Raw genomic sequence first — 22074 nt, 5'->3', positions numbered from 1 at the left:
CAAACTAGAGCACTCTGCGCTTGTTCTGATTGGTTTTTTCTTATTTCCGGATTTTAAACTGTATTTATTCTGTATTTCAAATAAATAGAGACTTGAAACTTTATCATATAGCAGTTTTTGGTTAGAACATTCGCCATTATTACGTTTTGGTTAAATTTGTTAGGATTGTATGAATTGTCAGAAAATTTTTATTATAATATGGTTTATAAATAAAGATAAGGAGACTTCTATGCAAAGGCAACGTTTTTCACTCCGTAAATACAAGTTCGGTTTGGCTTCTGTTCTGCTGGGAACTGCTCTGGTTTTTGGTGCTGGACAGGCTCAGGCGGATGAGCAGGCGACAGCTAGTTCGTCAGGGCAAGGTCAGACGACTGCCGCTGTGGTATCAGCGACTGAGTCTGCTTCTCAATCATCTACACCTGAGAGTCAGCCGATAAGTCCAGCCTCTGTGGAGAAAGCAGCACCAGCTTCTTCTGAATCGGCTACTTCAAGTACAGAGCAGGCTAGCCAGCCTTCTACGGCAGAGGCTAAGGAAGCATCTGCAGCTCCTGTAGAAAAAGGAGCGACTTCTTCATCAGAAGAGGCTTCTTCAAGTGCTGAGAAGGTAACTCAGCCATCTGCCACACAGACCAAGCCGACAGCTCCGGCTAGTCCGACTGCAGAGTCTCCGTCAGCCGCAAACTCAGAAAAGCCTGCTGCTAATCCTGATGCAGTAGCAGAGTCACCAACTTCTCGGGATGCTAAACCAAGCAGCATCAGTACCAATGAGATTATCAAGGTTCCTCAAACCTGGTCTCAAGGCTATAAAGGTCAAGGCCGTGTGGTAGCCATTATCGATTCAGGTCTGGATGTCCATCACGAGGTTCTGAAGATTTCTGACCCGTCAAAGGCCAAGTATCAGACAGAGGCGGCTTTGGAAGAGGCTAAGAAAAAGGCCGGTATTGACTACGGGAAATGGTACAACAACAAGGTTGTCTATGCCTATAACTATATCGATGGTGATGACAATATCAAGGAAAAGAATAGTTACTCGCATGGTATGCACGTCACAGGGATTACAGCGGGAAATCCCAACAAGAAAGCTCCTAATGACGAGTATGTCTATGGTGTTGCGCCAGAAGCACAAGTTATGTTTATGCGGGTCTTCTCAGACCGTCAACGCACAACAAGCGACGCTATCTATATCAAAGCCATTGATGATGCGGTGGCTTTGGGAGCTGATACCATCAATATGAGTCTGGGCTCAGCAACAGGTTCAACGGTTGATGTCAGCCCTAGTTTGCAGGCGGCTATTGAGCGTGCTCGGGCTAAGGGAGTGAGTGTGATCATTGCGGCGGGTAATGACAACACCTTCGGAAGTGAATACTCTAAACCGCTGGTTGAAAATCCAGACTATGGTCTAGTTGGTAGTCCTTCAACAGCAGAAAGCTCTATCTCAGTCGCTTCTGTCAATAACACTGTTCTGACAGAGGAAGTCATGGAAGTTCGTGGCTTGGAGAAGAATGACAAGCTCCTGAACGGTCATTTCAGCTACTCCATGGGTGAGACAAATGCAACCTTTGAAAAGGGCAAGGAATATGAGTATGTCCATGTTGGTCTTGGCCGTGAAGAGGACTTTGCTGGTAAGGATCTGACAGGGAAGCTGGCTCTTATCCAGCGTGGTTCCTTTACCTTTGCTGAAAAGGTTAGAAATGCCATCAGCCATGGTGCTGTTGGTGCTCTGATCTATAATAACGTCGACGGAGCTAACCTAACGATGAGCCTGGACAGTGAATCTAAAAAGGTTCCGTCAGCCTTTATCAGTAAGGAATATGGAGAGGCTTTAGCAGCTGGTAATTACAAGGTGGTCTTTAATGGTCTTAAGGTCAATCGGCCGCATCCAGGAGCAGGTAGTCTGTCTGACTTCTCTAGTTGGGGTGTGACGACAGATGGTTTGCTCAAGCCAGATGTGACCGCACCAGGTGGCGATATCTACTCTTCACTTAATGATAATACCTATGGCTCTATGAAGGGAACCAGTATGGCTACGCCTCATGTAGCTGGTGTAGCAGCTCTGGTCAAGGAATATCTCCTTCAGCACTATCCAGACTTGACACCTGCCCAGAATGCCGATTTGGTCAAAGCCCTCATCATGTCAACAGCCAAGCTGCACGTCAACAAGGAAACTGGTGTCTATACCTCTCCGCGTCAGCAGGGTGCTGGTATCGTGGATACTGCAGCGGCTATTTCTACTGGTCTCTATGTGACAGGAGATAACCAATATCCTAGCGTTTCCTTGGGTAATGTCCAAGACAGCTTCACCTTTGATGTTACGGTTCATAATATCACGGATAAGGACCGGACGCTGAAGATGATTGTCAATACCAACACAGATGCGGTCAAGGATGGCTACTTTACCCTGACACCTCGCAAACTAACCGAAACGGTTTGGCCAGAAGTTACGGTCAAGGCTCACAGCAGCCAGAAAGTTACGGTTAAGGTAAATACTGCTAAGTTTGCGGAAGAGTTGATCAAGCAGATGCCGAATGGCTATTTCTTAGAAGGCTTTGTCCGCTTTGTTGATCCAGCGGATGACGGCGATGTGGTTAGTCTGCCATTCATGGGCTTCCGCGGGCAATTCCAAGATCTGCCAGCTGTAGAAAGACCAATCTATGATCTGGTCCAAGAAGGCAAGTCAGGCTTCTATTACCCAGTGCCAAAAGACAAGAGTATCCTGTCTGATGACAATGTCTCTTCCCTTGTGACAGAGTCAAATGATACACTCTACTCTACCGGTCGAACAGCTGCTCGCAGCTCAATTGTACTGGGAACTGCAGAAAATGCGGATGGTAAGCATGTGCTGCAGCTGGGAGCGGATGGCAAGATTCGTCTGGCCTTCTCACCTAATGCAGATGGCAATCAAGATAGCATCCAGTATCGGACAGTTCTCTATCGCAATATCAATAATCTGACAGCTAGTGTCTATACGGCAGATGATACGGACTATCGCTTCCCAATCTGGCAGAGCAGCACGATTAGAGAAGGCCGCAAGAACTATTATAGTGGTCAGTCAGACAATCCTAAGTCCTACCTACTAGAAGATACATACTGGGATGGTCGTGATAGCAAGGGTGAGAAGCTGGAAGATGGCCTCTATACCTATGTGGTTCGCTATACTCCAGATGTACCAGGTGCTAAAGAGCAGCAGATTAGCTTTAAGCTGCAGATCGATACGCAGAAACCTTTGATTAGTTCAGGCTATATAAGTACTAAGGATGGTGCGGAAACCTTTACGGCTCGCAAGCCAAAAGATGTCGGCAACGGCGGTATTTTGAGAGAACAAGTCTTCTATCTTCAAGCAGATGAAAAAGGGAAAGAGACCTATAAAGCCGTGGATGATTTTGGCATTGAACGTGATTATGAGCGCCGGGTTTACATCTCAGCCAATGCGGATGGCAGCTACACCTTGCCAAAAGGAGTGGACAAGTCTAAGATTTTCTATGTGGTAGAGGACTATGCAGGCAACCGTGATGCCATAGCTTTGTCAGATCTAGTCAGTGCTGAAAATGACGGGCGCATCCGTGTTGCTCTGGTAGATGCTAATACGCATCAAGATGTATCGTCGACCTTTGTCTATCGGATCAAGGATAGCAAGGGCAAGTATGTCGAACTGGACAAGGGCAAGCAAATCAACGCTCTGCCATTTGGCCGCTATACAGCTGAAATCTTTACTTATGACAAGGATGGACTTCGTTTCTACAGCGATCTGACTCAGGAGTTTGAGCTGACAGCCCAAGATAGCTTTAAGACGATTGAGTTTCTAGTCAAGAAGCTGGTCTTTGCACCAGTCAGCGTTGCCTTTGATCAAGCTGTTCCGAAGAATACCCAAGTGGTTCTCAAGAATAATAATGGCGATGCCTATACGCTTCCAGCAGAACTGTTTGGCAAGCATGCTTTCGGAAGATCCGTAGCAGCAGGATTCTACTCAGTCTTTGTTAACCTGCCGACTGGCTACGAGCTCTGGGAGAGTGAGCCGACTGTCGAGGTCAAAGAAGGCAAGAATAATCTGCTGAAGCTGGGAGTTATCGTCAAGTCAGGCTTGCTGGCAGCTGTCAATCAGCAGTCTAGTCTGGTCGGCACTGCTCAGTATTACAATGCTTCTGCAGCGAAGCGCACAGCCTACGACCAAGCCTATCAGGCAGCCAAGGAAGCTTTGACAAGCAAACTGACCCAAACGCAAGTCGATGCCGTAAGAGCAAAACTAGAAACAGCATCTGCTGATCTAGACGGCAAGGACTCTGATATTACTGCGGTTAAAGCAGCTGTGGAAGCTTATGCAGCTACTACTAAGACAGGAGCTTATGCCAATGCTAAGGATAAGACTCGTCGCGCTTATGACAAGGCCTTCCAAGCAGTCGCTCTACTCTTGGTGCAGGACAAGGTGACCCAGGAGCAAATTGATACAGCTCTAGCTCAGCTGACTACAGCAGAGAAGAAGCTGGATGGTAAGGCGACTAACTTTACCAATCTCAAGAAGCTAGTTGATGATGAAGTGCATTACCAAGCCATCAGCAATAAGTTTATCTATGCAACTGACGCGGTTAAGGCGGCTTATCTAGAGGCTTATGCACAGGCTAAGGAAGTTTTGGCCAATCCAGGTGCCAGCCAGGAAGATGTCAAAGAAGCTATCGCCAATCTCAGAGCAGCCAAGAGAAAGCTTGATGGCAGAAAGCCAAGAGTTGTGAGACCGAAAAAACCTAAACAAGTCTAATTGGTTTAGATTAGTTGAAATCCCTTAAGTTGAAACTTGAGGGATTTTTCGATAAGTATTTTACATTGGCCCTATTTTCTGCTATAATCTTTTTTAGAAAGAATTCTCATTGTCTACTTTTTAGCGAGTTCGGGATAGTGTGAGCCGGATAGGGAAGCAGTGCAGATGGCGCTTTCGGTTATAATTTTTAAAGTAATGAAGTAATAAATTAGGGTGGAACCGCGTCTTGACGCCCCTAGGTTGAAGAGCCTAGGACTGTCGGATGTGGTTCTTTTGCGTACTGAGTCTATTGTTCGAAAGAAAGGAGATTCGTGGAGAACCTTTACCTTGTAAAAGACGAGAACCAATTAGCAGCTTTTCGAGATTTCGTCGAAAAGAATGCCGTAAAGTTGCAGGATTATCTAGCTTTTTTAAAAGACGAGTTTGCGGTTTATGACTTGCCGCAAGCCATCATTTGGTCCGATTTTGGTTCTGCTACGCAGATCATTCGGGAAATTCCTGTACCGGCCTATACAAATGATAAGCGGATGGTTATGACTCCCGAGTTGACGGTTTGGAAAGATTTATATCTTCTTCAGTTGGAGAATTACGAGTCCTCTCACCAAACTCGAGCAATAGAAGACCATTATCAGTCTTTGTCTGAAAATTCTCTCTTACAGATTGTCGGCCATGAGTTAGCTCATTGGTCGGAGCATTTTTTAGATGACTTTGATGGATACGGTGCCTATATCTGGTTTGAAGAAGGGATGGTTGAGTATATTAGCCGCAAGTATTTCTTTACAGATGAGGAATTTCGAGTGGAAAAAGCTTGTAATCAGGCTCTCGTAAAGCTCTTTCAGAAAAAGCACGGTTGGCACTCATTGAATGATTTCGGTACTTCGACTTATCAAGGGAATTATGCTAGTATTTTTTATGAATACTGGCGCAGTTTTTTGACAGTCGACAAGTTAGTAGAAAATCTAGGCAGTGTGCAAACGGTCTTTGATTCTTATCATCGGTGGGTAAACACAGATAAAACACTTCCCTTGTTGGATTGGTTCATACAGCAGAAAATAATAGACAAAGAAATATAAACAAATTAAGGAGTAACAAATGTCTAAGAAACTTACCTTTCACCTCGCCAAAGTCAATTGCGAACCTAAAGGTTCGATTGACTGACGACAACCGCTATGGGCGGTTTGTCTAGGCGATGTACTAGCTTTTCAAAAGGGAAATAATCGTTCCCTTTTGAACGCTTCGCAAGAAATCTAAATAAACTAAAGGAGTAAAAAATGTCTAAGAAATTAACCTTTCAGGAAATTATCCTGACTCTACAACAGTTCTGGAATGACCAGGGCTGTATGCTCATGCAGGCTTATGATAATGAGAAGGGAGCGGGAACGATGAGCCCCTACACTTTCCTGCGTGCCATTGGTCCTGAACCATGGAATGCGGCCTATGTAGAGCCGTCTCGTCGGCCAGCAGATGGCCGTTATGGGGAAAATCCGAACCGTCTTTACCAGCACCATCAATTTCAGGTGGTCATGAAGCCATCTCCAAGCAATATCCAAGAACTTTACTTGCAGTCTTTGGAGCTTTTGGGTATCAATCCACTGGAGCACGACATCCGCTTTGTCGAGGATAACTGGGAAAATCCGTCAACTGGATCGGCTGGTCTGGGCTGGGAAGTTTGGCTGGATGGTATGGAAATCACGCAATTCACTTACTTCCAGCAGGTCGGAGGTCTGCCAACTCAGCCGGTGACTGCTGAGGTGACTTATGGCCTGGAGCGTCTGGCTTCTTATATCCAAGAAGTGGACTCAGTTTACGACATTGAGTGGGCTGATGGCGTTAAGTACGGCGAAATTTTCACGCATCCTGAGTATGAACATTCCAAGTACAGCTTTGAGGTCAGCGACCAAGACTTGCTCTTGGGGAATTTTGAGAAGTTTGAAGCGGAAGCCAAGCGCTGTCTGGACGAGCATCTGGTGCACCCGGCCTATGATTACGTTCTCAAATGCTCGCATACCTTTAACCTCTTGGATGCGCGTGGAGCCGTATCTGTGACAGAGCGGGCTGGTTACATTGCCCGTATTCGTAATCTGGCGCGTGTTGTGGCCAAGACCTTTGTGGCTGAGCGCAAGCGTCTGGGCTATCCGCTTTTGGATGCAGAGACTCGCGAGAAACTCTTGGCAGAGGAGGGAGAATAATCATGGTAAAAAATTTATTAGTTGAATTAGGCTTGGAGGAAATGCCAGCCTATGTCGTGACACCGAGCATGAAGCAGCTGCGCGACAAGATGGGAGCCTTCCTGACAGACCATCGTCTGACCTTTGAGAAAATTGAAATGTTCTCTACGCCTCGCCGTTTGGCGGTGCGCGTGGTTGGCTTGGCGGACAAGCAGTCTGATTTGACCGAAGATTTCAAAGGCCCTTCTAAGAAAATTGCTCTGGACGCAGACGGCAACTTTACCAAGGCAGCCGAAGGTTTTGTTCGGGGTAAAGGTTTGACTGTAGAAGATATCACTTTCCGCGAAATTAAGGGGGAAGAATATGTCTATGTGACCAAGGAAGAAATCGGCCGCCCGGTAGAGGAAATCATCCCAGCAGTGACAGAAGTTCTGCAAGCTTTGACCTTCCCTGTCAGCATGCACTGGGCCAACAACACTTTTGAATATATCCGTCCGGTCCATACTTTGACTGTGCTCTTAGATGAGCAGGCCTTTGATTTGAATTTCTTGGACATCAAGAGCGGCCGTACTAGCCGTGGACATCGCTTCTTGGGCAAAGAGACGGAGATTTCTTCAGCGGATTCTTATGAAGATGACCTACGGGCTCAGTTTGTCATTGCCAGTCCTCTTGAGCGGGGAGATATGATTGTCGAGCAGATTCGAGCACTGGAAGAGGAGCACGGAGTTTCAATTGAGATTGACGAAGACCTGCTCAATGAAGTGTTGAATCTAGTGGAATATCCGACTGCTTTCCTAGGTAATTTTGATGCTAAATACTTAGAGGTGCCTGAGGAAGTCTTGGTAACTTCCATGAAAGAGCACCAGCGTTACTTTGTTGTGCGCGATAGTGAAGGCAAGCTTTTGCCTCACTTTATCTCTGTTCGTAACGGAAATGCAGAGCACTTAGAAAATGTCATCAAGGGAAATGAGAAAGTCTTGGTGGCTCGTTTGGAAGATGGGGAATTCTTCTGGCGGGAAGACCAAAAACTGGCTATTGCAGACTTGGTTGAAAAGCTGAGCAATGTGACCTTCCACGAAAAGATTGGCTCTCTGGCAGAGCACATGGAGCGGACTGGCAAGATTGCTGCTCTCTTGGCGCAAGAAGCAGGATTGGATGCTGATGAGACGGCTGACTTGGCCCGTGCAGCGGCTATTTATAAGTTTGACCTGCTGACTGGCATGGTTGGTGAGTTTGATGAGCTGCAAGGTATCATGGGTGAGAAGTATGCTCTTCTGGCTGGTGAGAATGCTGCGGTGGCAGCTGCCATTCGGGAGCACTATATGCCGACTTCAGCAGATGGGGAATTGCCTGACACCAAGGTCGGAGCAGTCTTGGCTCTGGCTGATAAGCTGGATACTATTCTGTCCTTCTTCTCAGTTGGGCTGATTCCAAGTGGTTCTAATGACCCGTATGCATTGCGCCGTGCGACTCAGGGTGTCGTGCGTATTTTGGATAAGTTTGGCTGGAACATTGACTTGGCTCAGCTTCTTGGTCGACTTTACGAACTCAAGTTTGATAGCCTAAGCTATGAAAATCAAGAGGCTGTGCTGGATTTCTTCCGTGCCCGCGTTGAGAAGATGATGGATCGCAGCATTCCGAAAGACATTGTTACGTCTGTTCTTCAAAGCACTCACTTTGTCGTACGCGATTTGGTAGAAACAGCAGCGCTTCTAGCTGAGAAAGCTCAGGAAGACAACTTCAAGACAGCAGTGGAAAGCCTGTCTCGGGTCTTCAATCTTGCTGAGAAAGCCCAGGGGCATGCAGCTGTTAATCCAGCACTCTTTGAAAATCAAGAGGAAAAAGACTTGGCTGCGGCCATTGAAGCGGTGGAGCTGACGTCAGACTTGGCTGCCAATCTGGACCAACTCTTTGCACTCAGTCCAGTTATCGATGCTTTCTTTGACCATACCATGGTTATGGATGAAGATGAGGCTGTGCGTAACAATCGTCTAGCTCTCCTAGCTTCTTTGACAGCCAAAGCGGGACAAATGGCTCAGTTTAATCAGATTAATACCAAATAAAAGGTAAGAGAGAGGTAGAATCATGGATCCTAAAAAAATTGCCCGTATTAATGAACTGGCTAAAAAGAAAAAAGCTGAAGGTCTAACTGCTGAGGAAAAAGTGGAACAAGCCAAGCTTCGTGAAGAGTATATCGAAGGCTACCGTCGCTCTGTTCGTCATCACATCGAAGGCATCAAGATTGTCGACGAGGATGGCAATGATATCACTCCTGAAAAATTGCGTCAAGTTCAGCGCGAGAAAGGCCTTCACGGCCGTAGTCTGGATGACCCAGAGTCTTAAGTAGATATAAATAAAAGAATCCCTCGCTAGGAAGCTAGAAAGTTCCTGTCGAGGGATTCTTTTATTCTTGTTTATGTTTTTTCAAAATGCGGAGAGCTATATAGATGCAGCTAACGATGATTGCTACATCCAGCCAGAAAATCCAAGGCTCCGTGATACGGAAAAAGAAATAGGCAGCGATGGCAGTAATGAGGGACAGAATGCCTAGATCCATTTTTTCTTTGAGATTGAGTCTCATAGGTCTTCTTCCTCCTTTTTTTGTGCTTGACGAATCTTTCCTTTGGCAATGAAATGCATAATCAGTCCAAATCCAAGACCAGCAGCTAATCCAGTTATAATGAGTTTAGGTTGAAGCAGAACTTGTAGGATATCTTTCTTTTCCATGACAGCTATCATGATGCTAAAGAGAGGGTAAAAGAGCAACCAATAAGAGAAACCTGCTTTGAGACCAGCGTGTTTCATGGCTTTTTCTTCTTTTTCATCCTGAAGTTCTAGCTCTAGGTCATCAATTCCTTTGCGCCGTGCTTGAATGACTATATAGACACAGAAGCCGAGGATAAGGATTTCCAGCAGGATAGGATAGGCAACAGCGATAATTTTGGGCCAGCGAAAGGCTAGGGGAAAGGCGATGGCATTGCCAAAAATCAGAATAAAGAAAAGCCAGATAAAGCCTATATTTCCTAGATGCTCAGCCTGTTGGCGCTTTTGCTCGTCCAAAGGTCCAGTAATGCCGTAAAATCGTTTAATCATCTTGTCTGAGAATGTTTCTTTTTTCATGTTTGTGTCCTTTCTTTAGGTATGAAATTTGCTACAGGGAAGAATTCTTATTCCTCAGAATCTTCATCTGTCAGCTGGGGCTCCCAAAAGAGGGCGTTGAGGTCAGTATCCAGCGCTCTAGCCAGATTGATACAGAGCTCGAGGGTGGGGTTGTATTTGTTATTTTCAATCATATTGATAGTTTGCCGCGATACCCCGATAGACTTGGCCAACTCTAGCTGAGACATCTTTTTTTCTTTTCGAAATTCTTTGACACGATTCATTACACCCTTCCTTTCTAATACTATAACTGATAACTTTCAACAAGTTTGTCAGTTATATTTGACTTTTATTTTATGCTAGTATAATACTTTTTGGAAAAAGTGTCAAGTATATCTGACAAAAAATTTAAAAAAGGATTTCATCCGCTTACTTTTTCTTTTAAATTTTTTTTTGCTTTTGAATGTGATATAATAAGTAAGATATGACAAACGAATTTCATCACATTACGGTTCTTCTTCATGAAACGGTTGACCAGTTGGCGGTTAAGCCTGACGGCATCTATATCGATGCGACCCTTGGCGGTGCTGGTCACAGCGAATATCTTTTGAGCCAGCTCGGAGATGAGGGGCATCTCTATGCCTTTGATCAGGACCAGACGGCTATTGACAATGCTAAAAAGCGTTTGGCTCCTTATGTAGAGCGGGGGATGGTGACCTTTATCAAGGACAATTTCCGCCACCTCAAGAGCCGTTTGCAAGAAGCCGGTGTGGAAGAAATTGATGGGATTTGTTATGATTTAGGCGTTTCCAGCCCTCAGCTGGATCAGCGTGAGCGTGGTTTTTCCTATAAACAGGATGCGCCTTTGGATATGCGCATGAACCGCGAGGCAGCCTTGACAGCTTTTGAGGTTGTCAATCATTATAGCTATCAGGATTTGGTACGAATCTTTTTTAAATACGGCGAAGATAAGTTTTCTAAGCAGATTGCTCGCAAGATTGAGCAGGCTAGAAGTATCAAGCCTATTGAAACAACGACAGAATTGGCTGAAATTATCAAGTCAGCTAAGCCAGCTAAGGAGCTGAAGAAGAAAGGCCACCCGGCCAAGCAGATTTTTCAAGCTATTCGGATTGAAGTCAATGATGAATTGGGCGCAGCGGATGAGTCTATTCAGCAGGCCATTGATCTGCTAGCGGTGGACGGCCGGATTGCGGTCATTACTTTTCATTCGCTGGAAGATCGTCTGACCAAGCAGCTTTTCAAGGAGGCGTCAACAGTAGATGTTCCTAAGGGCTTGCCCTTTATACCTGATGAACTGCAGCCTAAGCTGGAGCTGGTCAGCCGCAAACCAATTTTACCAAGCAAAGAAGAATTAGAAAGCAATAATCGGGCTCATTCCGCCAAGCTGCGCGTGGCCCGTAAGATACACAAGTGAGGAAGAAATGTCAGAAAAAAGACCAAACCCGCTTCAAGATCAGATGAGAAAATTTTCCCGAGTTGAGAAGGCCTTTTACGGATCTATCGTTTTGACTGCCATTATTTTAGCGGTCAGCATCGTCTTTATGCAGACCAAGCTATTGCAGGTGGACCGGGATTTGACAGAAGTTAATACCCAGATTGAAGCGGAGCAGACAGAGCTAGCCGACATCAAGCAGGAAGTCAATGAACTGACCCGCTATGAAAGGCTGTCCCAGCTGGCCAGCTCTCAGGATATGAAACTCCAGAAGGGAAATCGTAAAACAGTGAGTTCAACGGATGAAGAATAGAATTTTTGAAAGAATTAAAAAATACGCCCTGAAAAATAGGCAAACCCCTGAATACAATCGGCGGCAAGTGGGAAAGAGCATGAGCATCTTAGCTATCTTTCTCTTTTTCGTTTTCTTGATTAATTTTGCCATTATTATCGGGACAGACCAGAAGTTCGGTGTTAATCTGTCAAAGGGAGCAGAAGTGGTCCATCAAAAGACGGTCACAGTCGCTGCCCGGCGTGGAACGATTTATGACCGAAATGGTGTTCCCATTGCAGAGGATGCCACGACTTATAATGTCTATGCCATTATTGACAAGAGCTACAAGTCAGCTACCGGCAAGATTCTCTATGTAGAAGAATCCCAGTACGATAAGGTGGCAGAGATTTTCAATCAATACCTAGAATTGGATAAGGACTACGTCAAAACCCAGCTGTCGCAGAAAAATCTCAAGCAGGTTTCCTTCGGGGCACAGGGCAATGGCATTACCTACAGTAATATGAACGCTATGCGGGAAGCCTTTGAAGCTGCTGGTATTGAAGGGATTGACTTTACTACCAGTCCCAACCGCAGTTATAGTAACGGTGTCTTTGCCTCCCAGTTTATCGGTCTTGCCCAGCTGCAGGAGGATAAGGAAGGCAATAAGACGCTGAAAGGGACTTCTGGCATGGAGCAGGCTCTGGATAGGATTCTTGCTGGTCAGAATGGGATTGTGACCTACGAAAAAGACCGGAATGGCAATGTTGTGCCTGGGTCAGAAAAGGTCTCTGTACAAGCAGAGGACGGCAAGGACGTCTATACAACGCTGTCGGCTGATTTGCAAACCTACCTAGAAACGCGGATGAACGCTTTCCAGGAAAAAGTCAAAGGTAAGTTTGTCAATGCAACCTTGGTCAGTGCCAAGACCGGCGAAATCCTAGCTACCTCTCAACGGCCGACCTATAATGCCGATACCAAGGAAGGCTTGAATGAGAAAAATCTGGGCAATTGGAATACCATGCTCTATCAAGGTCAGTATGAGCCTGGATCTACCATGAAGGTCATGACTCTAGCTTCAGCTATTGATAATGGCAGCTTTAATCCTAACGATACCTATGACAGTAGAGAATACAAGGTTATGGATGCGACCATTCGGGACTGGAACGTCAACATGGGGATTTCAGAAGGGGAAACCCTGACCTTTGCCCAAGGATTTACCTATTCCAGTAACGTTGGTATGACTATTTTGGAGCAGAAGATGGGCAATGACAAGTGGCTGGACTACTTGAGTAAGTTTAAGTTTGGTCTGCCGACCCGCTTTGGGATGGGGAATGAAACTTATGGCTCCTTGCCAGGTGATAACTATGTTACGATTGCCATGAGTTCTTTTGGTCAAGGGATTGGTGTGACCCAGGTGCAGATGTTGCGTGCCTTCTCGTCCGTTGCCAATGACGGCGTCATGGTGGAGCCTAAGTTTATCAATGCCATCCATGATCCAAAAACCAATACAGCTCGTAAGACAGCGACAGAAATTATCGGAAATCCTGTCTCAGAAAAAGCAGCTCAAACCACTCGGGATTATATGGTTCAGGTCGGAACAGACCCCTACAAAGGAACCCTGAATGTCGGTGGAGAACCCGTCATTCAAGTGGCCGGTCAGAATGTCGCTGTCAAGTCAGGGACCGCTCAGATCGCTTCTGAAAATGGTTATCTAGAGGGTGAGAACGACTACATCTACTCAGTTGTTGCCATGACGCCGGCAGAAAATCCTGAATTTATCATGTATGTGACAGTTCAGCAGCCCGAGGAAAAATTCCAGCCTATATTTTGGCAGGAAGTGGTCAATCCGGTCTTGGAAGAAGCTGTCGCTCTCAAAGACAGTCTTAATCTGACGACAGAGACGACTCCAGCTCTTGAAACAGTCACTGAAGAAACTAGCTATAAAATGCCATCGCTGGAAGAACTGACCAAGCAACTAGGTCTGAAACATCAAGTCAGTCCTGGCGGTCTGGCAGATGAATTGCGCCGCAACCTCGTCCAACCAATTGTGCTGGGAACAGGTGGCAAGATTAAAAAAGTATCTGTCAAAGAAGGTAAAAATCTCAAGGCTAATCAACAGGTTTTGATCTTGTCAGATGATTTAGAAAGTCTGCCTGATATGTACGGTTGGACCAAGGCCAATGTCGAACGTTTTGCGAAGTGGCAGGACATTGAAGTCACTTTCAAAGGAGAGGGCTCCAAAGTCGTCAAGCAGAGCGAAAAGACCAATACTTCGCTGAAAAATCTCAAGAAAATAACAATTACAATGGGAGACTAATATGCTTATTGCTCTTATTGCAGGAATCGTAACTTTTATCCTAACTATCATCGGCATTCCTGCCTTTATTCGTTTTTACCATAAGGCTCGTATCACAGGCCAACAGATGCACGAAGATGTCAAGCAGCATCAGGCCAAGGCCGGAACACCAACCATGGGTGGTACTGTCTTTCTCTTGACATCCGTTCTGGCCAGCTTTGTTATCGGTCTGTTTTCGCATCAGTTGTCCAACGGCCTCATCATGATTCTTTTTATCTTGGTCCTGTATGGCGTTGTCGGCTTTTTGGACGACTTCCTCAAGGTGTTTCGTAAGATCAACGAGGGTCTAAATCCCAAGCAGAAACTGTTTTTGCAGCTGGTCGGCGGAGTTGTCTTTTACTTCTTTTATAATCAGCACGGTGCAGGTGACCAGCTGAATGTCTTCACCGTTCCTGTCCAGATAGGCTTCCTCTATGTCTTTTTCGTCCTTTTTTGGCTGATTGGCTTCTCCAATGCTGTCAATCTGACGGATGGAATTGATGGTTTGGCCAGCATTTCTGTGGTCATTAGCTTGGTGGCCTATGCTGTGATTGCTGTTGAGCAGAAGCGTTTTGATATTTTGATTGTCATCATCAGTATGATTGGTGGCTTGCTAGGCTTCTTTGTCTTCAACCACAAGCCCGCTAAAATCTTCATGGGAGATGTGGGAAGCCTGGCTTTGGGCGGTATGCTGGCTGCTATCTCCATTTCCCTTCACCAAGAGTGGACCCTGCTCTTGATTGGGATCGTCTATGTGTTTGAAACGACCTCTGTCATGATGCAGGTGACCTACTTCAAGCTGACCGGCGGCAAGCGGATTTTCCGGATGACCCCGGTTCATCACCACTTTGAGCTTGGTGGCCTAACTGGCCACGGCAAGGAGTGGAGCGAGTGGAAAGTCGATTTCTTCTTCTGGGGAATCGGTATCGTGGGCAGTCTTTTGACCCTAGCTATCCTATATCTATAGCAAGAAGCGAGTCTCTGGCTCGCTTTTCTGCTTCTTAGATTTGAGGGTAAGCAGGATGGGCAATTTTTTGGTATAATAGTTAGGATAATAGAATAGAGGACAAGATGAAATTTACAGAATTTAAGTTTAAAGATTATATTCAGGAAGCGCTCAGGGATTTGAACTTCGTTGAAGCGACTCCAGTCCAAGAGAAGCTGATTCCGGTGGTATTGTCTGGTCGGGATTTGGTCGGTGAGTCCAAGACAGGCTCTGGGAAGACCCACACGTTTTTGCTGCCGATCTTTCAAATGCTGGATGAGGAAGCAGACAGCGTGCAGGCTGTTATTACAGCCCCAAGTCGGGAGCTGGCAGCGCAGATTTATCAGGCTGCTCGTCAGTTGGCTAGCTTTTCTGAAAAAGAGATTCGGGTGGCCAATTATGTTGGTGGGACTGACAAAGCTCGTCAGATTGGGAAGTTAGAATCCAGTCAGCCTCATATCGTCATTGGAACGCCTGGTCGAATTTATGACTTGGTAGAGTCTGGCGACTTGGCCATTTACAAGGCCAAGACCTTTGTCGTTGACGAGGCAGATATGACACTGGACATGGGCTTTTTGGCGACGGTTGATAAGATTGCAGGCCGGTTGCCTAAAGATTTGCAGTTTCTCGTTTTTTCAGCGACCATTCCGCAGAAGCTTCAGCCTTTTTTGAAAAAATACCTGTCTAATCCAGTGATTGAGCAGATTAAGACCAAGACGGTCATTGCGGACACCATTGAAAACTGGCTTCTGTCAACCAAGGGACGAGACAAGAATGCCCAGATTTATCAAATCAGTCAGCTCCTGCAGCCTTATCTGGCTATGATTTTCGTCAATACCAAGACGAGGGCAGATGAGCTGCACAGCTATCTGACAGCTCAAGGGCTCAAAGTTGCTAAAATTCATGGAGATATTGCTCCGCGGGAGCGCAAGCGCATCATGAATCAGGTCAAGAATCTGGATTTTGAGTACATTGTCGCTACTGACTTAGCAGCGCGGGGGATTGATATTGAAGGTGTAAGCCATGTTATCAATGATGCCATTCCTCAGGACTTGTCTTTCTTTGTCCATCGGGTAGGCCGGACCGGCCGTAATGGTCTTCCCGGCACAGCCATTACTCTCTACCAGCCGAGTGACGACTCAGATATTCGAGAGTTGGAAAAGATGGGGATCAAATTCACTCCCAAAATGATAAAGGATGACGAGTTTCAGGATACCTATGACCGAGACCGTCGTGCCAATCGGGAAAAGAGCCGGGAGAAGCTGGACACGGAAATGCTGGGGCTGGTCAAGAAGAAAAAGAAAAAAATCAAACCAGGCTACAAGAAAAAAATCCAGTGGGCTGTTAACGAAAAGCGCCGCAAGACCAAGCGAGCAGAGAATCGTGCACGTGGCCGGGCAGAGCGTAAGGCTAAGCGCCAAACCTTCTAGTGATATACTTTTCTTATCGCTGTGATAAGAAAAATATATTAGTCTTTATGAGATAGATATGATAGACTAGTGAAACTAGTCTATTTTTATATTGGGCTTAGTGTGGCTTATTTGATATTTAGGAACACGAGATTTGCATTAGCTACTCATGTTTTGACTGCTAAAAGACAGTAAAAGCGAAGCAAATTCTTTGTTTTGTTCCAGAATTGTGTTAAAATATTTCATTATCAAGAAAAGGAAGTAATAATAGTGGTTACAACTTATCTTCTGACAACTGGTTGGTATGAGGAGTTCCTCAAATTCATTCCAGATGGTAAATTATTTAGTTTAAGGGCTGTTTTTGAGGCTATTCCTGGCATTTTGCAAAATCTACCAATCACCCTTCTCTTGACAGCGGGTGGTGCAGTCTTTGGTATTCTGCTTGCCATGGTTTTTGCTGTTGTCAAGATTAATCGGGTTAAAGTTCTGTATCCGATTCAAGCTTTCTTTGTCAGCTTTCTGAGAGGAACACCGCTACTGGTTCAGCTTATGCTGACCTATTTTGGGATTCCTTTATTGCTCAAGGCTATCAATCAGAAGTATGGCACAAGCTTTAATATCAACGAGATTCCAGCGTCTGTCTTTGCGATTGTTGCCTTCGCTTTCAACGAAGCGGCTTATGCCAGTGAGACCATCCGAGCAGCAATCTTGTCCGTAGATCCGGGAGAAATTGAGGCTGCTCGCAGTTTAGGGATGACCAACAAGCAGGTTTATATGCGTGTCATTATCCCTAATGCAGCAGTGGTAGCGACGCCTAGTCTGATTAATTCCCTGATTGGCTTGACCAAGGGAACATCTCTGGCTTTTAGTGCTGGTGTAGTGGAAATTTTTGCCAAGGCACAGGCTATCGCGGGGGCAGACTACCGTTACTTTGAGCGTTTTATCTCGGTGTCGCTGATTTATTGGGCAGTCAATATTCTCATTGAGCAACTTGGCCGCTGGATCGAAAAGATGATGGATATCAAGCAGCCGGATAAATTTGAATCGCTTCAGCAAGCAGAAGGAGAAGGAATCTGATGATTAATATTTCACATTTAAGTAAGACTTTTTCAGGTCAAAAGGTTCTGGATGATCTCAGTTTGGACATTAAAAAAGGCGAAGTGGTAGCTTTGATTGGCTCTTCAGGTGCTGGGAAATCAACCTTCCTCCGCAGCCTCAACTATCTGGAACAGCCAGACAGCGGAAAAATTACTATTGACGGCTTTAAAGTAGATTTTTCAAGTATTTCCAAAGATGAGATCTTGTTGCTGCGCCGCAAGCTAGCCATGGTCTTTCAGCAGTTTAATCTCTTTTCCCGCCGGACGGCTCTGGAAAATGTCAAGGAAGGTCTGCTGGTAGTTAAGAAACTGTCAGACCAAGAAGCGACTAAGATAGCCAAGGAAGAATTAGCAAAAGTTGGCTTGTCAGACCGAGAAAATCACTATCCTAGACATTTGTCAGGCGGTCAGAAGCAGCGGGTTGCCTTAGCAAGGGCTTTGGCTATGAATCCAGATGTTCTTTTGCTAGACGAGCCGACCTCAGCCTTGGATCCCGAGTTGGTCGGAGAAGTAGAGAAATCAATCGCTGATGCAGCCAAGTCTGGCCAGACCATGATTCTGGTCAGTCATGATATGTCCTTTGTCGCTCAGGTTGCGGATAGAGTACTCTTTTTGGACAAGGGGAAAATCATAGAGTCTGGGACACCAGATGAAATTATTCATCATCCAAAGGAAGAAAGAACCAAGGAATTTTTTGCTAGTTACAAACGGACCTATATTTGATATAATAGAGACAGTGAAGGCTCAGTTGGCTAGACCAGCTGAGTTTGTTTTCAGTCTTAGCATACTCTGGAGCAGACTTTCTTGTCCAGTGGGTGTTTTATGGTGACGGCTAGATTTGGATTTGTTCCCTTTCTTTGTACTATGAGGCTGATTGACCTTTGAGGAGTTGACATGTTAGATCAAATATTTGCACTTTATATCGAGAGCCTGCTTTATACAGCAGTCGGTGTAGGGATCATTGCGGGTTTATGGATTGGGCTGCGGATGATTCGCCGCAAGGACAAGACAGCTAAGGAGCGCCAGAGCCATCTGTATGATGTCCTTTTGATTGTCATTATGACGATTCCAGTCCTGTCTTTTGCGACGTTGGGCCTGCTCATTGTCCTAAAAGCTTAAATGCTTGTAAAACTGTAGAAAAGTTGTTAGAATAATTCTAGTTACAACAAGGAGAAAGAAGAGTTATGTACGATACAATTATTATTGGAGCTGGACCTGCCGGCATGACAGCTGCCCTCTATGCAGCCCGCAGCAACCTAAAAGTTGCCCTGCTGGAGCGTGGTATTCCTGGTGGTCAGATGAATAATACTGCTGACATTGAAAACTATCCAGGCTATGCCAATATCAGCGGTCCTGAGCTAGCAGAGAAAATGTTTGAACCTCTGGAGAACCTGGGTGTTGAACATTTATTTGGCCTAGTAGAAAAAATTGAAGACCGAGGTGATTTTAAGGAAATCATCACAGAAGATGAGCATTTTGAAGCTAAAACAGTCATCATTGCTTCTGGTGCTAATCATCGTCATCTGGGGGTTCCTGGTGAGGAAGACTACAACAGCCGCGGCGTTTCCTACTGTGCGGTCTGTGATGGTGCCTTCTTCCGTGATGAAGACCTGCTGGTTGTCGGTGGTGGCGACTCAGCGGTAGAGGAAGCTATTTTCCTGACGCGCTTTGCAAAAAGTGTGACCATTGTTCACCGTCGTGATGAGCTACGAGCACAAAAGGTGCTGCAGGATCGCGCCTTTGCCAATGAAAAGATTCGTTTTGTCTGGGATTCTGTAGTGGAAAGCATCCATGGTGATGAGCGTAAAGTGACAGGCGTAACCTTCAAGAATGTCAAGACAGGTGAGATTAGTCAGGCAGAGTTTGGTGGTATCTTCATTTATGTTGGCTTAGATCCAGTTAGCGAATTTGCTGCGGACTTGGGCATCACTGATGAGGCAGGCTGGATTCTGACGGATCATCAGATGAAGACTTCAGTAGCAGGCATTTACGCTGTTGGTGATGTTCGCCAGAAAGACCTGCGCCAGATTACGACGGCTGTTGGCGATGGTGCCATTGCCAGTCAGGAAGCCTACAAATATCTTACAGAGCAAGCATAAAAATATAAGCTAAGCAAGCGTGTCTATTCAAGTGAGTTGACAGGATTTGCTTAGCTTTTTTGGAATTATGATATAATAAAAGGTATCTAGCGTAAAGGAGCAAGAAGATGTACCCAGATGACAGTTTAACTCTGCACACTGATTTGTACCAAATCAACATGATGCAGGTTTATTTCAAGCAAAATATTCACAACAAGCGTGCAGTTTTTGAAGTTTTTTTCCGTAAGAATCCTTTCAATAACGGCTACGCGGTTTTTGCGGGCTTGGAAAGAATTATTTCCTATCTCAATAATCTGACATTCAGCCAGAGCGATTTAGATTATTTGCAATCCTTGGGCTATCACGGAGAGTTTCTGGATTATTTGCGAAATCTCAAGATGAGCCTGACCGTAAGGTCTGTTCAGGAAGGTGATTTGGTTTTTGCCAATGAGCCAATCGTGCAGGTGGAAGGTCCATTAGCTCAGTGTCAGCTGGTTGAGACTGCCTTGCTTAATATCGTTAATTTTCAAACCCTGATTGCCACCAAGGCAGCCCGTATCCGCTCTGTCATAGAAGATGAGCCTCTGATGGAGTTCGGTACGCGTCGAGCCCAGGAAATGGATGCTGCTATCTGGGGAACTCGGGCTGCGGTGATTGGCGGAGCGAACGGTACCAGTAATGTCCGAGCTGGCAAGCTCTTTGATATTCCAGTCTTGGGAACGCATGCCCATGCTCTCGTTCAAGTCTATGGAAATGATTATGAAGCCTTTAAAGCTTACGCTGAGACTCATCATAACTGTGTTTTCCTAGTAGATACCTACGATACATTGCGCCTAGGTGTTCCGGCAGCCATTCGGGTGGCGCGTGAGCTAGGAGACAAGATTAAGTTTCTGGGAGTCCGCATTGATTCGGGAGACCTTGCCTATATTTCTAAAAAAGTTCGGCAGCAATTAGATGAAGCTGGCTTCCCTGATGCTAAGATTTATGCGTCCAATGATCTGGACGAAAATACCATTCTCAACTTGAAAATGCAAAAAGCCAAGATTGATGTCTGGGGTGTGGGAACCAAGCTCATTACGGCCTATGACCAGCCGGCTTTAGGAGCAGTTTATAAGATTGTTGCTATTGAAGATGAGACTGGAGAATTACGCAATACCATCAAGCTGTCCAATAATGCTGAAAAGGTTTCGACCCCAGGCAAGAAGCAGGTTTGGCGCATTACCAGCCGCGAAAAAGGGAAGTCTGAGGGAGACTACATTACCTATGACGGCCTTGATGTCAATGGCTTGGAAGAGCTGGAAATGTTCCATCCGACCTATACCTATATCAATAAAAGGGTCAAAAATTTTGATGCCGTACCGCTTTTGGTGGATATTTTCCAAGAGGGGAATTTGGTCTATAATCAGCCGAGCTTGACTGAGATTCAAGCCTATGCCCGTAAGGAATTTGATAAACTTTGGGATGAGTACAAGCGAGTTCTTAATCCACAGGATTATCCAGTTGACCTGGCTAGAGATATTTGGCAGGATAAGATGGATTTGATTGACCAGATGCGCAAGAAAGCCTACCAGACAGGAGCAGAAAAATGAGTCTACAAGAAGAAATCATCGCTCAACTGGGCGTTAAACCAATCATTGATCCGGAGGAAGAAATCCGCAAGTCGGTGGATTTTCTCAAGGCCTATCTGAAAAAGCACCCTTTTTTGAAAAGTTATGTTTTGGGAATTTCTGGTGGTCAGGACTCAACCTTGGCTGGCCGCTTAGCTCAGCTGGCTGTAGAGGAAATGCGGGCTGAGACTGGGGATGATAGCTATTGCTTTATCGCAGTTCGTTTGCCTTACGGTATCCAAGCAGATGAAGATGATGCGCAAAAAGCTCTGGCTTTTATCCAGCCTGATGTCAGTCTGACAGTCAATATCAAGGAATCTGCTGATGCCATGACAAGGGCTGTGGAGGCAACGGGGACCAAAGTCTCTGATTTTAACAAGGGCAATATCAAGGCTCGCAGCCGTATGATTGCCCAGTATGCTTTGGCCGGTTCATACAGTGGAGCTGTCATTGGAACCGATCATGCAGCAGAAAATGTCACCGCCTTTTTCACCAAGTTTGGGGATGGCGGAGCAGATATCTTACCACTTTACCGTCTCAATAAGCGTCAAGGCAAGCAGCTTTTGGCCGCCTTGGGAGCGGATCCGGCTCTCTATGAAAAGGTGCCGACGGCTGATTTGGAAGAAGAAAAGCCTGGGATTGCGGATGAAGTCGCTCTGGGAGTGACCTATAATGAAATTGACGATTATCTCGAAGGCAAGTCCGTTTCAGCCAAAGCCCAAGAAACTATCGAATCTTGGTGGCATAAAGGCCAGCACAAACGCCATTTGCCGATTACGATTTTTGATGAATTTTGGAAGTGAAAATCTCTATTGAAAC

The 22074-nt window shown here is 45.6% G+C and carries 19 protein-coding genes; 16 read left to right on the top strand and 3 right to left on the bottom strand.

Translation table 11 applies throughout. The annotated features are described in order from the left end of the window. The first annotated feature begins 229 nt into the window (after nucleotides 1-229). The 5 genes from O3627_RS09365 to O3627_RS09345 all read left to right on the top strand — a co-directional run bounded on the left by O3627_RS09365 (nucleotide 230) and on the right by O3627_RS09345 (nucleotide 9261). A complete protein-coding gene (locus O3627_RS09365; RefSeq protein WP_125383296.1) occupies nucleotides 230-4750 on the top strand; it encodes a S8 family serine peptidase in 4521 nt (1506 codons plus the stop codon). Nucleotides 4751-5061: 311 nt separating this feature from the next. Continuing rightward, nucleotides 5062-5823, top strand: coding sequence for an elongation factor Tu (locus O3627_RS09360; protein ID WP_125383294.1), 762 nt, complete (start codon nucleotides 5062-5064; stop codon nucleotides 5821-5823). Nucleotides 5824-6021: 198 nt separating this feature from the next. Beyond that, nucleotides 6022-6939, top strand: a complete 918-nt coding sequence (glyQ, locus tag O3627_RS09355; protein WP_002893545.1) for a glycine--tRNA ligase subunit alpha — start codon at nucleotides 6022-6024, stop codon at nucleotides 6937-6939. Between the two features lie 2 nt (nucleotides 6940-6941). After that, on the top strand, nucleotides 6942-8981 hold the full coding sequence (glyS, locus tag O3627_RS09350; protein ID WP_125383293.1) for a glycine--tRNA ligase subunit beta: 2040 nt from the start codon (nucleotides 6942-6944) through the stop codon (nucleotides 8979-8981). A gap of 22 nt (nucleotides 8982-9003) precedes the next feature. After that, entirely contained in the window at nucleotides 9004-9261 is a 258-nt protein-coding gene (locus O3627_RS09345; RefSeq protein ID WP_002911278.1) for a DUF896 family protein, read from the top strand. Between the two features lie 61 nt (nucleotides 9262-9322). Here O3627_RS09345 and O3627_RS09340 read toward each other — a convergent pair whose 3' ends face one another. Genes O3627_RS09340 through O3627_RS09330 form a run of 3 tightly spaced genes read right to left on the bottom strand, consistent with a single transcriptional unit; the run spans nucleotide 9323 to nucleotide 10301 of the window. After that, on the bottom strand, nucleotides 9323-9499 hold the full coding sequence (locus O3627_RS09340) for a hypothetical protein (RefSeq protein ID WP_002896934.1): 177 nt from the start codon (nucleotides 9497-9499) through the stop codon (nucleotides 9323-9325). Then, nucleotides 9496-10038 (bottom strand): DUF3278 domain-containing protein, encoded by a 543-nt coding sequence (locus O3627_RS09335; protein WP_125346899.1) that lies wholly within the window; start codon nucleotides 10036-10038, stop codon nucleotides 9496-9498. Before O3627_RS09335 ends, O3627_RS09340 begins: the two co-directional genes overlap by 4 nt. A 47-nt stretch (nucleotides 10039-10085) precedes the next feature. Continuing rightward, nucleotides 10086-10301 carry a helix-turn-helix transcriptional regulator gene (locus O3627_RS09330; protein ID WP_343092077.1) on the bottom strand — a complete coding sequence of 72 codons (216 nt, stop codon included), beginning with the start codon at nucleotides 10299-10301 and terminating at the stop codon, nucleotides 10086-10088. Nucleotides 10302-10501: 200 nt separating this feature from the next. On the opposite strand from O3627_RS09330, the gene rsmH reads away from it, so the two are divergent. From rsmH to nadE, 11 genes are all read left to right on the top strand, one after another. Continuing rightward, complete coding sequence (rsmH, locus tag O3627_RS09325) at nucleotides 10502-11452, top strand: 16S rRNA (cytosine(1402)-N(4))-methyltransferase RsmH (protein ID WP_002914283.1); 951 nt, start codon at nucleotides 10502-10504, stop codon at nucleotides 11450-11452. A gap of 7 nt (nucleotides 11453-11459) precedes the next feature. Beyond that, nucleotides 11460-11783, top strand: coding sequence for a cell division protein FtsL (gene ftsL / locus O3627_RS09320; RefSeq protein WP_002893529.1), 324 nt, complete (start codon nucleotides 11460-11462; stop codon nucleotides 11781-11783). Then, on the top strand, nucleotides 11773-14061 hold the full coding sequence (pbp2X, locus tag O3627_RS09315; protein WP_125409252.1) for a penicillin-binding protein PBP2X: 2289 nt from the start codon (nucleotides 11773-11775) through the stop codon (nucleotides 14059-14061). The genes ftsL and pbp2X overlap by 11 nt, the downstream gene beginning before the upstream one ends. Nucleotide 14062: 1 nt before the next feature. Then, a complete protein-coding gene (gene mraY, locus O3627_RS09310; RefSeq protein WP_002893527.1) occupies nucleotides 14063-15046 on the top strand; it encodes a phospho-N-acetylmuramoyl-pentapeptide-transferase in 984 nt (327 codons plus the stop codon). A 104-nt stretch (nucleotides 15047-15150) separates the two neighbouring features. Beyond that, the gene (locus tag O3627_RS09305) at nucleotides 15151-16494 is read left to right on the top strand and encodes a DEAD/DEAH box helicase (RefSeq protein ID WP_371621363.1); all 1344 of its coding nucleotides are present in this window, start codon (nucleotides 15151-15153) and stop codon (nucleotides 16492-16494) included. Nucleotides 16495-16740: 246 nt separating this feature from the next. Further along, the gene (locus tag O3627_RS09300) at nucleotides 16741-17550 is read left to right on the top strand and encodes an amino acid ABC transporter permease (protein ID WP_049553151.1); all 810 of its coding nucleotides are present in this window, start codon (nucleotides 16741-16743) and stop codon (nucleotides 17548-17550) included. Next, nucleotides 17550-18293 (top strand): amino acid ABC transporter ATP-binding protein, encoded by a 744-nt coding sequence (locus tag O3627_RS09295; protein WP_002911290.1) that lies wholly within the window; start codon nucleotides 17550-17552, stop codon nucleotides 18291-18293. The genes O3627_RS09300 and O3627_RS09295 overlap by 1 nt, the downstream gene beginning before the upstream one ends. A 171-nt stretch (nucleotides 18294-18464) precedes the next feature. Further along, on the top strand, nucleotides 18465-18689 hold the full coding sequence (locus O3627_RS09290) for a DUF4059 family protein (protein ID WP_002893522.1): 225 nt from the start codon (nucleotides 18465-18467) through the stop codon (nucleotides 18687-18689). 65 nt (nucleotides 18690-18754) lie between these two features. Next, a complete protein-coding gene (gene trxB / locus O3627_RS09285) occupies nucleotides 18755-19669 on the top strand; it encodes a thioredoxin-disulfide reductase (RefSeq protein ID WP_048773563.1) in 915 nt (304 codons plus the stop codon). Nucleotides 19670-19776: 107 nt separating this feature from the next. After that, on the top strand, nucleotides 19777-21237 hold the full coding sequence (locus tag O3627_RS09280) for a nicotinate phosphoribosyltransferase (RefSeq protein WP_371621362.1): 1461 nt from the start codon (nucleotides 19777-19779) through the stop codon (nucleotides 21235-21237). Continuing rightward, nucleotides 21234-22058 (top strand): ammonia-dependent NAD(+) synthetase, encoded by an 825-nt coding sequence (gene nadE / locus O3627_RS09275; protein ID WP_002918040.1) that lies wholly within the window; start codon nucleotides 21234-21236, stop codon nucleotides 22056-22058. Before O3627_RS09280 ends, nadE begins: the two co-directional genes overlap by 4 nt. Nucleotides 22059-22074 lie beyond the last annotated feature (16 nt).

It is taken from the genome of Streptococcus sp. 27098_8_82 (assembly GCF_041431615.1).
GTDB classification, from domain to species: Bacteria; Bacillota; Bacilli; order Lactobacillales; family Streptococcaceae; genus Streptococcus; species Streptococcus sanguinis_K.
The sequence above is the reverse complement of the archived record's forward strand: the minus strand, read 5'-3'. Positions and strand labels throughout refer to the sequence as shown.

Bases quoted from the DNA above. Each gene is read 5' to 3' on its own strand.
- O3627_RS09365 (WP_125383296.1), top strand. From the start codon at position 230: ATGCAAAGGCAACGTTTTTCACTCCGTAAATACAAGTTCGGTTTGGCT.
- glyQ (WP_002893545.1), top strand. From the start codon at position 6,022: ATGTCTAAGAAATTAACCTTTCAGGAAATTATCCTGACTCTACAACAG.
- glyS (WP_125383293.1), top strand. From the start codon at position 6,942: ATGGTAAAAAATTTATTAGTTGAATTAGGCTTGGAGGAAATGCCAGCC.
- O3627_RS09345 (WP_002911278.1), top strand. From the start codon at position 9,004: ATGGATCCTAAAAAAATTGCCCGTATTAATGAACTGGCTAAAAAGAAA.
- O3627_RS09340 (WP_002896934.1), bottom strand. From the start codon at position 9,499: ATGAGACTCAATCTCAAAGAAAAAATGGATCTAGGCATTCTGTCCCTC.
- O3627_RS09335 (WP_125346899.1), bottom strand. From the start codon at position 10,038: ATGAAAAAAGAAACATTCTCAGACAAGATGATTAAACGATTTTACGGC.
- O3627_RS09330 (WP_343092077.1), bottom strand. From the start codon at position 10,301: ATGAATCGTGTCAAAGAATTTCGAAAAGAAAAAAAGATGTCTCAGCTA.
- rsmH (WP_002914283.1), top strand. From the start codon at position 10,502: ATGACAAACGAATTTCATCACATTACGGTTCTTCTTCATGAAACGGTT.
- ftsL (WP_002893529.1), top strand. From the start codon at position 11,460: ATGTCAGAAAAAAGACCAAACCCGCTTCAAGATCAGATGAGAAAATTT.
- pbp2X (WP_125409252.1), top strand. From the start codon at position 11,773: ATGAAGAATAGAATTTTTGAAAGAATTAAAAAATACGCCCTGAAAAAT.
- mraY (WP_002893527.1), top strand. From the start codon at position 14,063: ATGCTTATTGCTCTTATTGCAGGAATCGTAACTTTTATCCTAACTATC.
- O3627_RS09305 (WP_371621363.1), top strand. From the start codon at position 15,151: ATGAAATTTACAGAATTTAAGTTTAAAGATTATATTCAGGAAGCGCTC.
- O3627_RS09295 (WP_002911290.1), top strand. From the start codon at position 17,550: ATGATTAATATTTCACATTTAAGTAAGACTTTTTCAGGTCAAAAGGTT.
- O3627_RS09290 (WP_002893522.1), top strand. From the start codon at position 18,465: ATGTTAGATCAAATATTTGCACTTTATATCGAGAGCCTGCTTTATACA.
- trxB (WP_048773563.1), top strand. From the start codon at position 18,755: ATGTACGATACAATTATTATTGGAGCTGGACCTGCCGGCATGACAGCT.
- O3627_RS09280 (WP_371621362.1), top strand. From the start codon at position 19,777: ATGTACCCAGATGACAGTTTAACTCTGCACACTGATTTGTACCAAATC.
- nadE (WP_002918040.1), top strand. From the start codon at position 21,234: ATGAGTCTACAAGAAGAAATCATCGCTCAACTGGGCGTTAAACCAATC.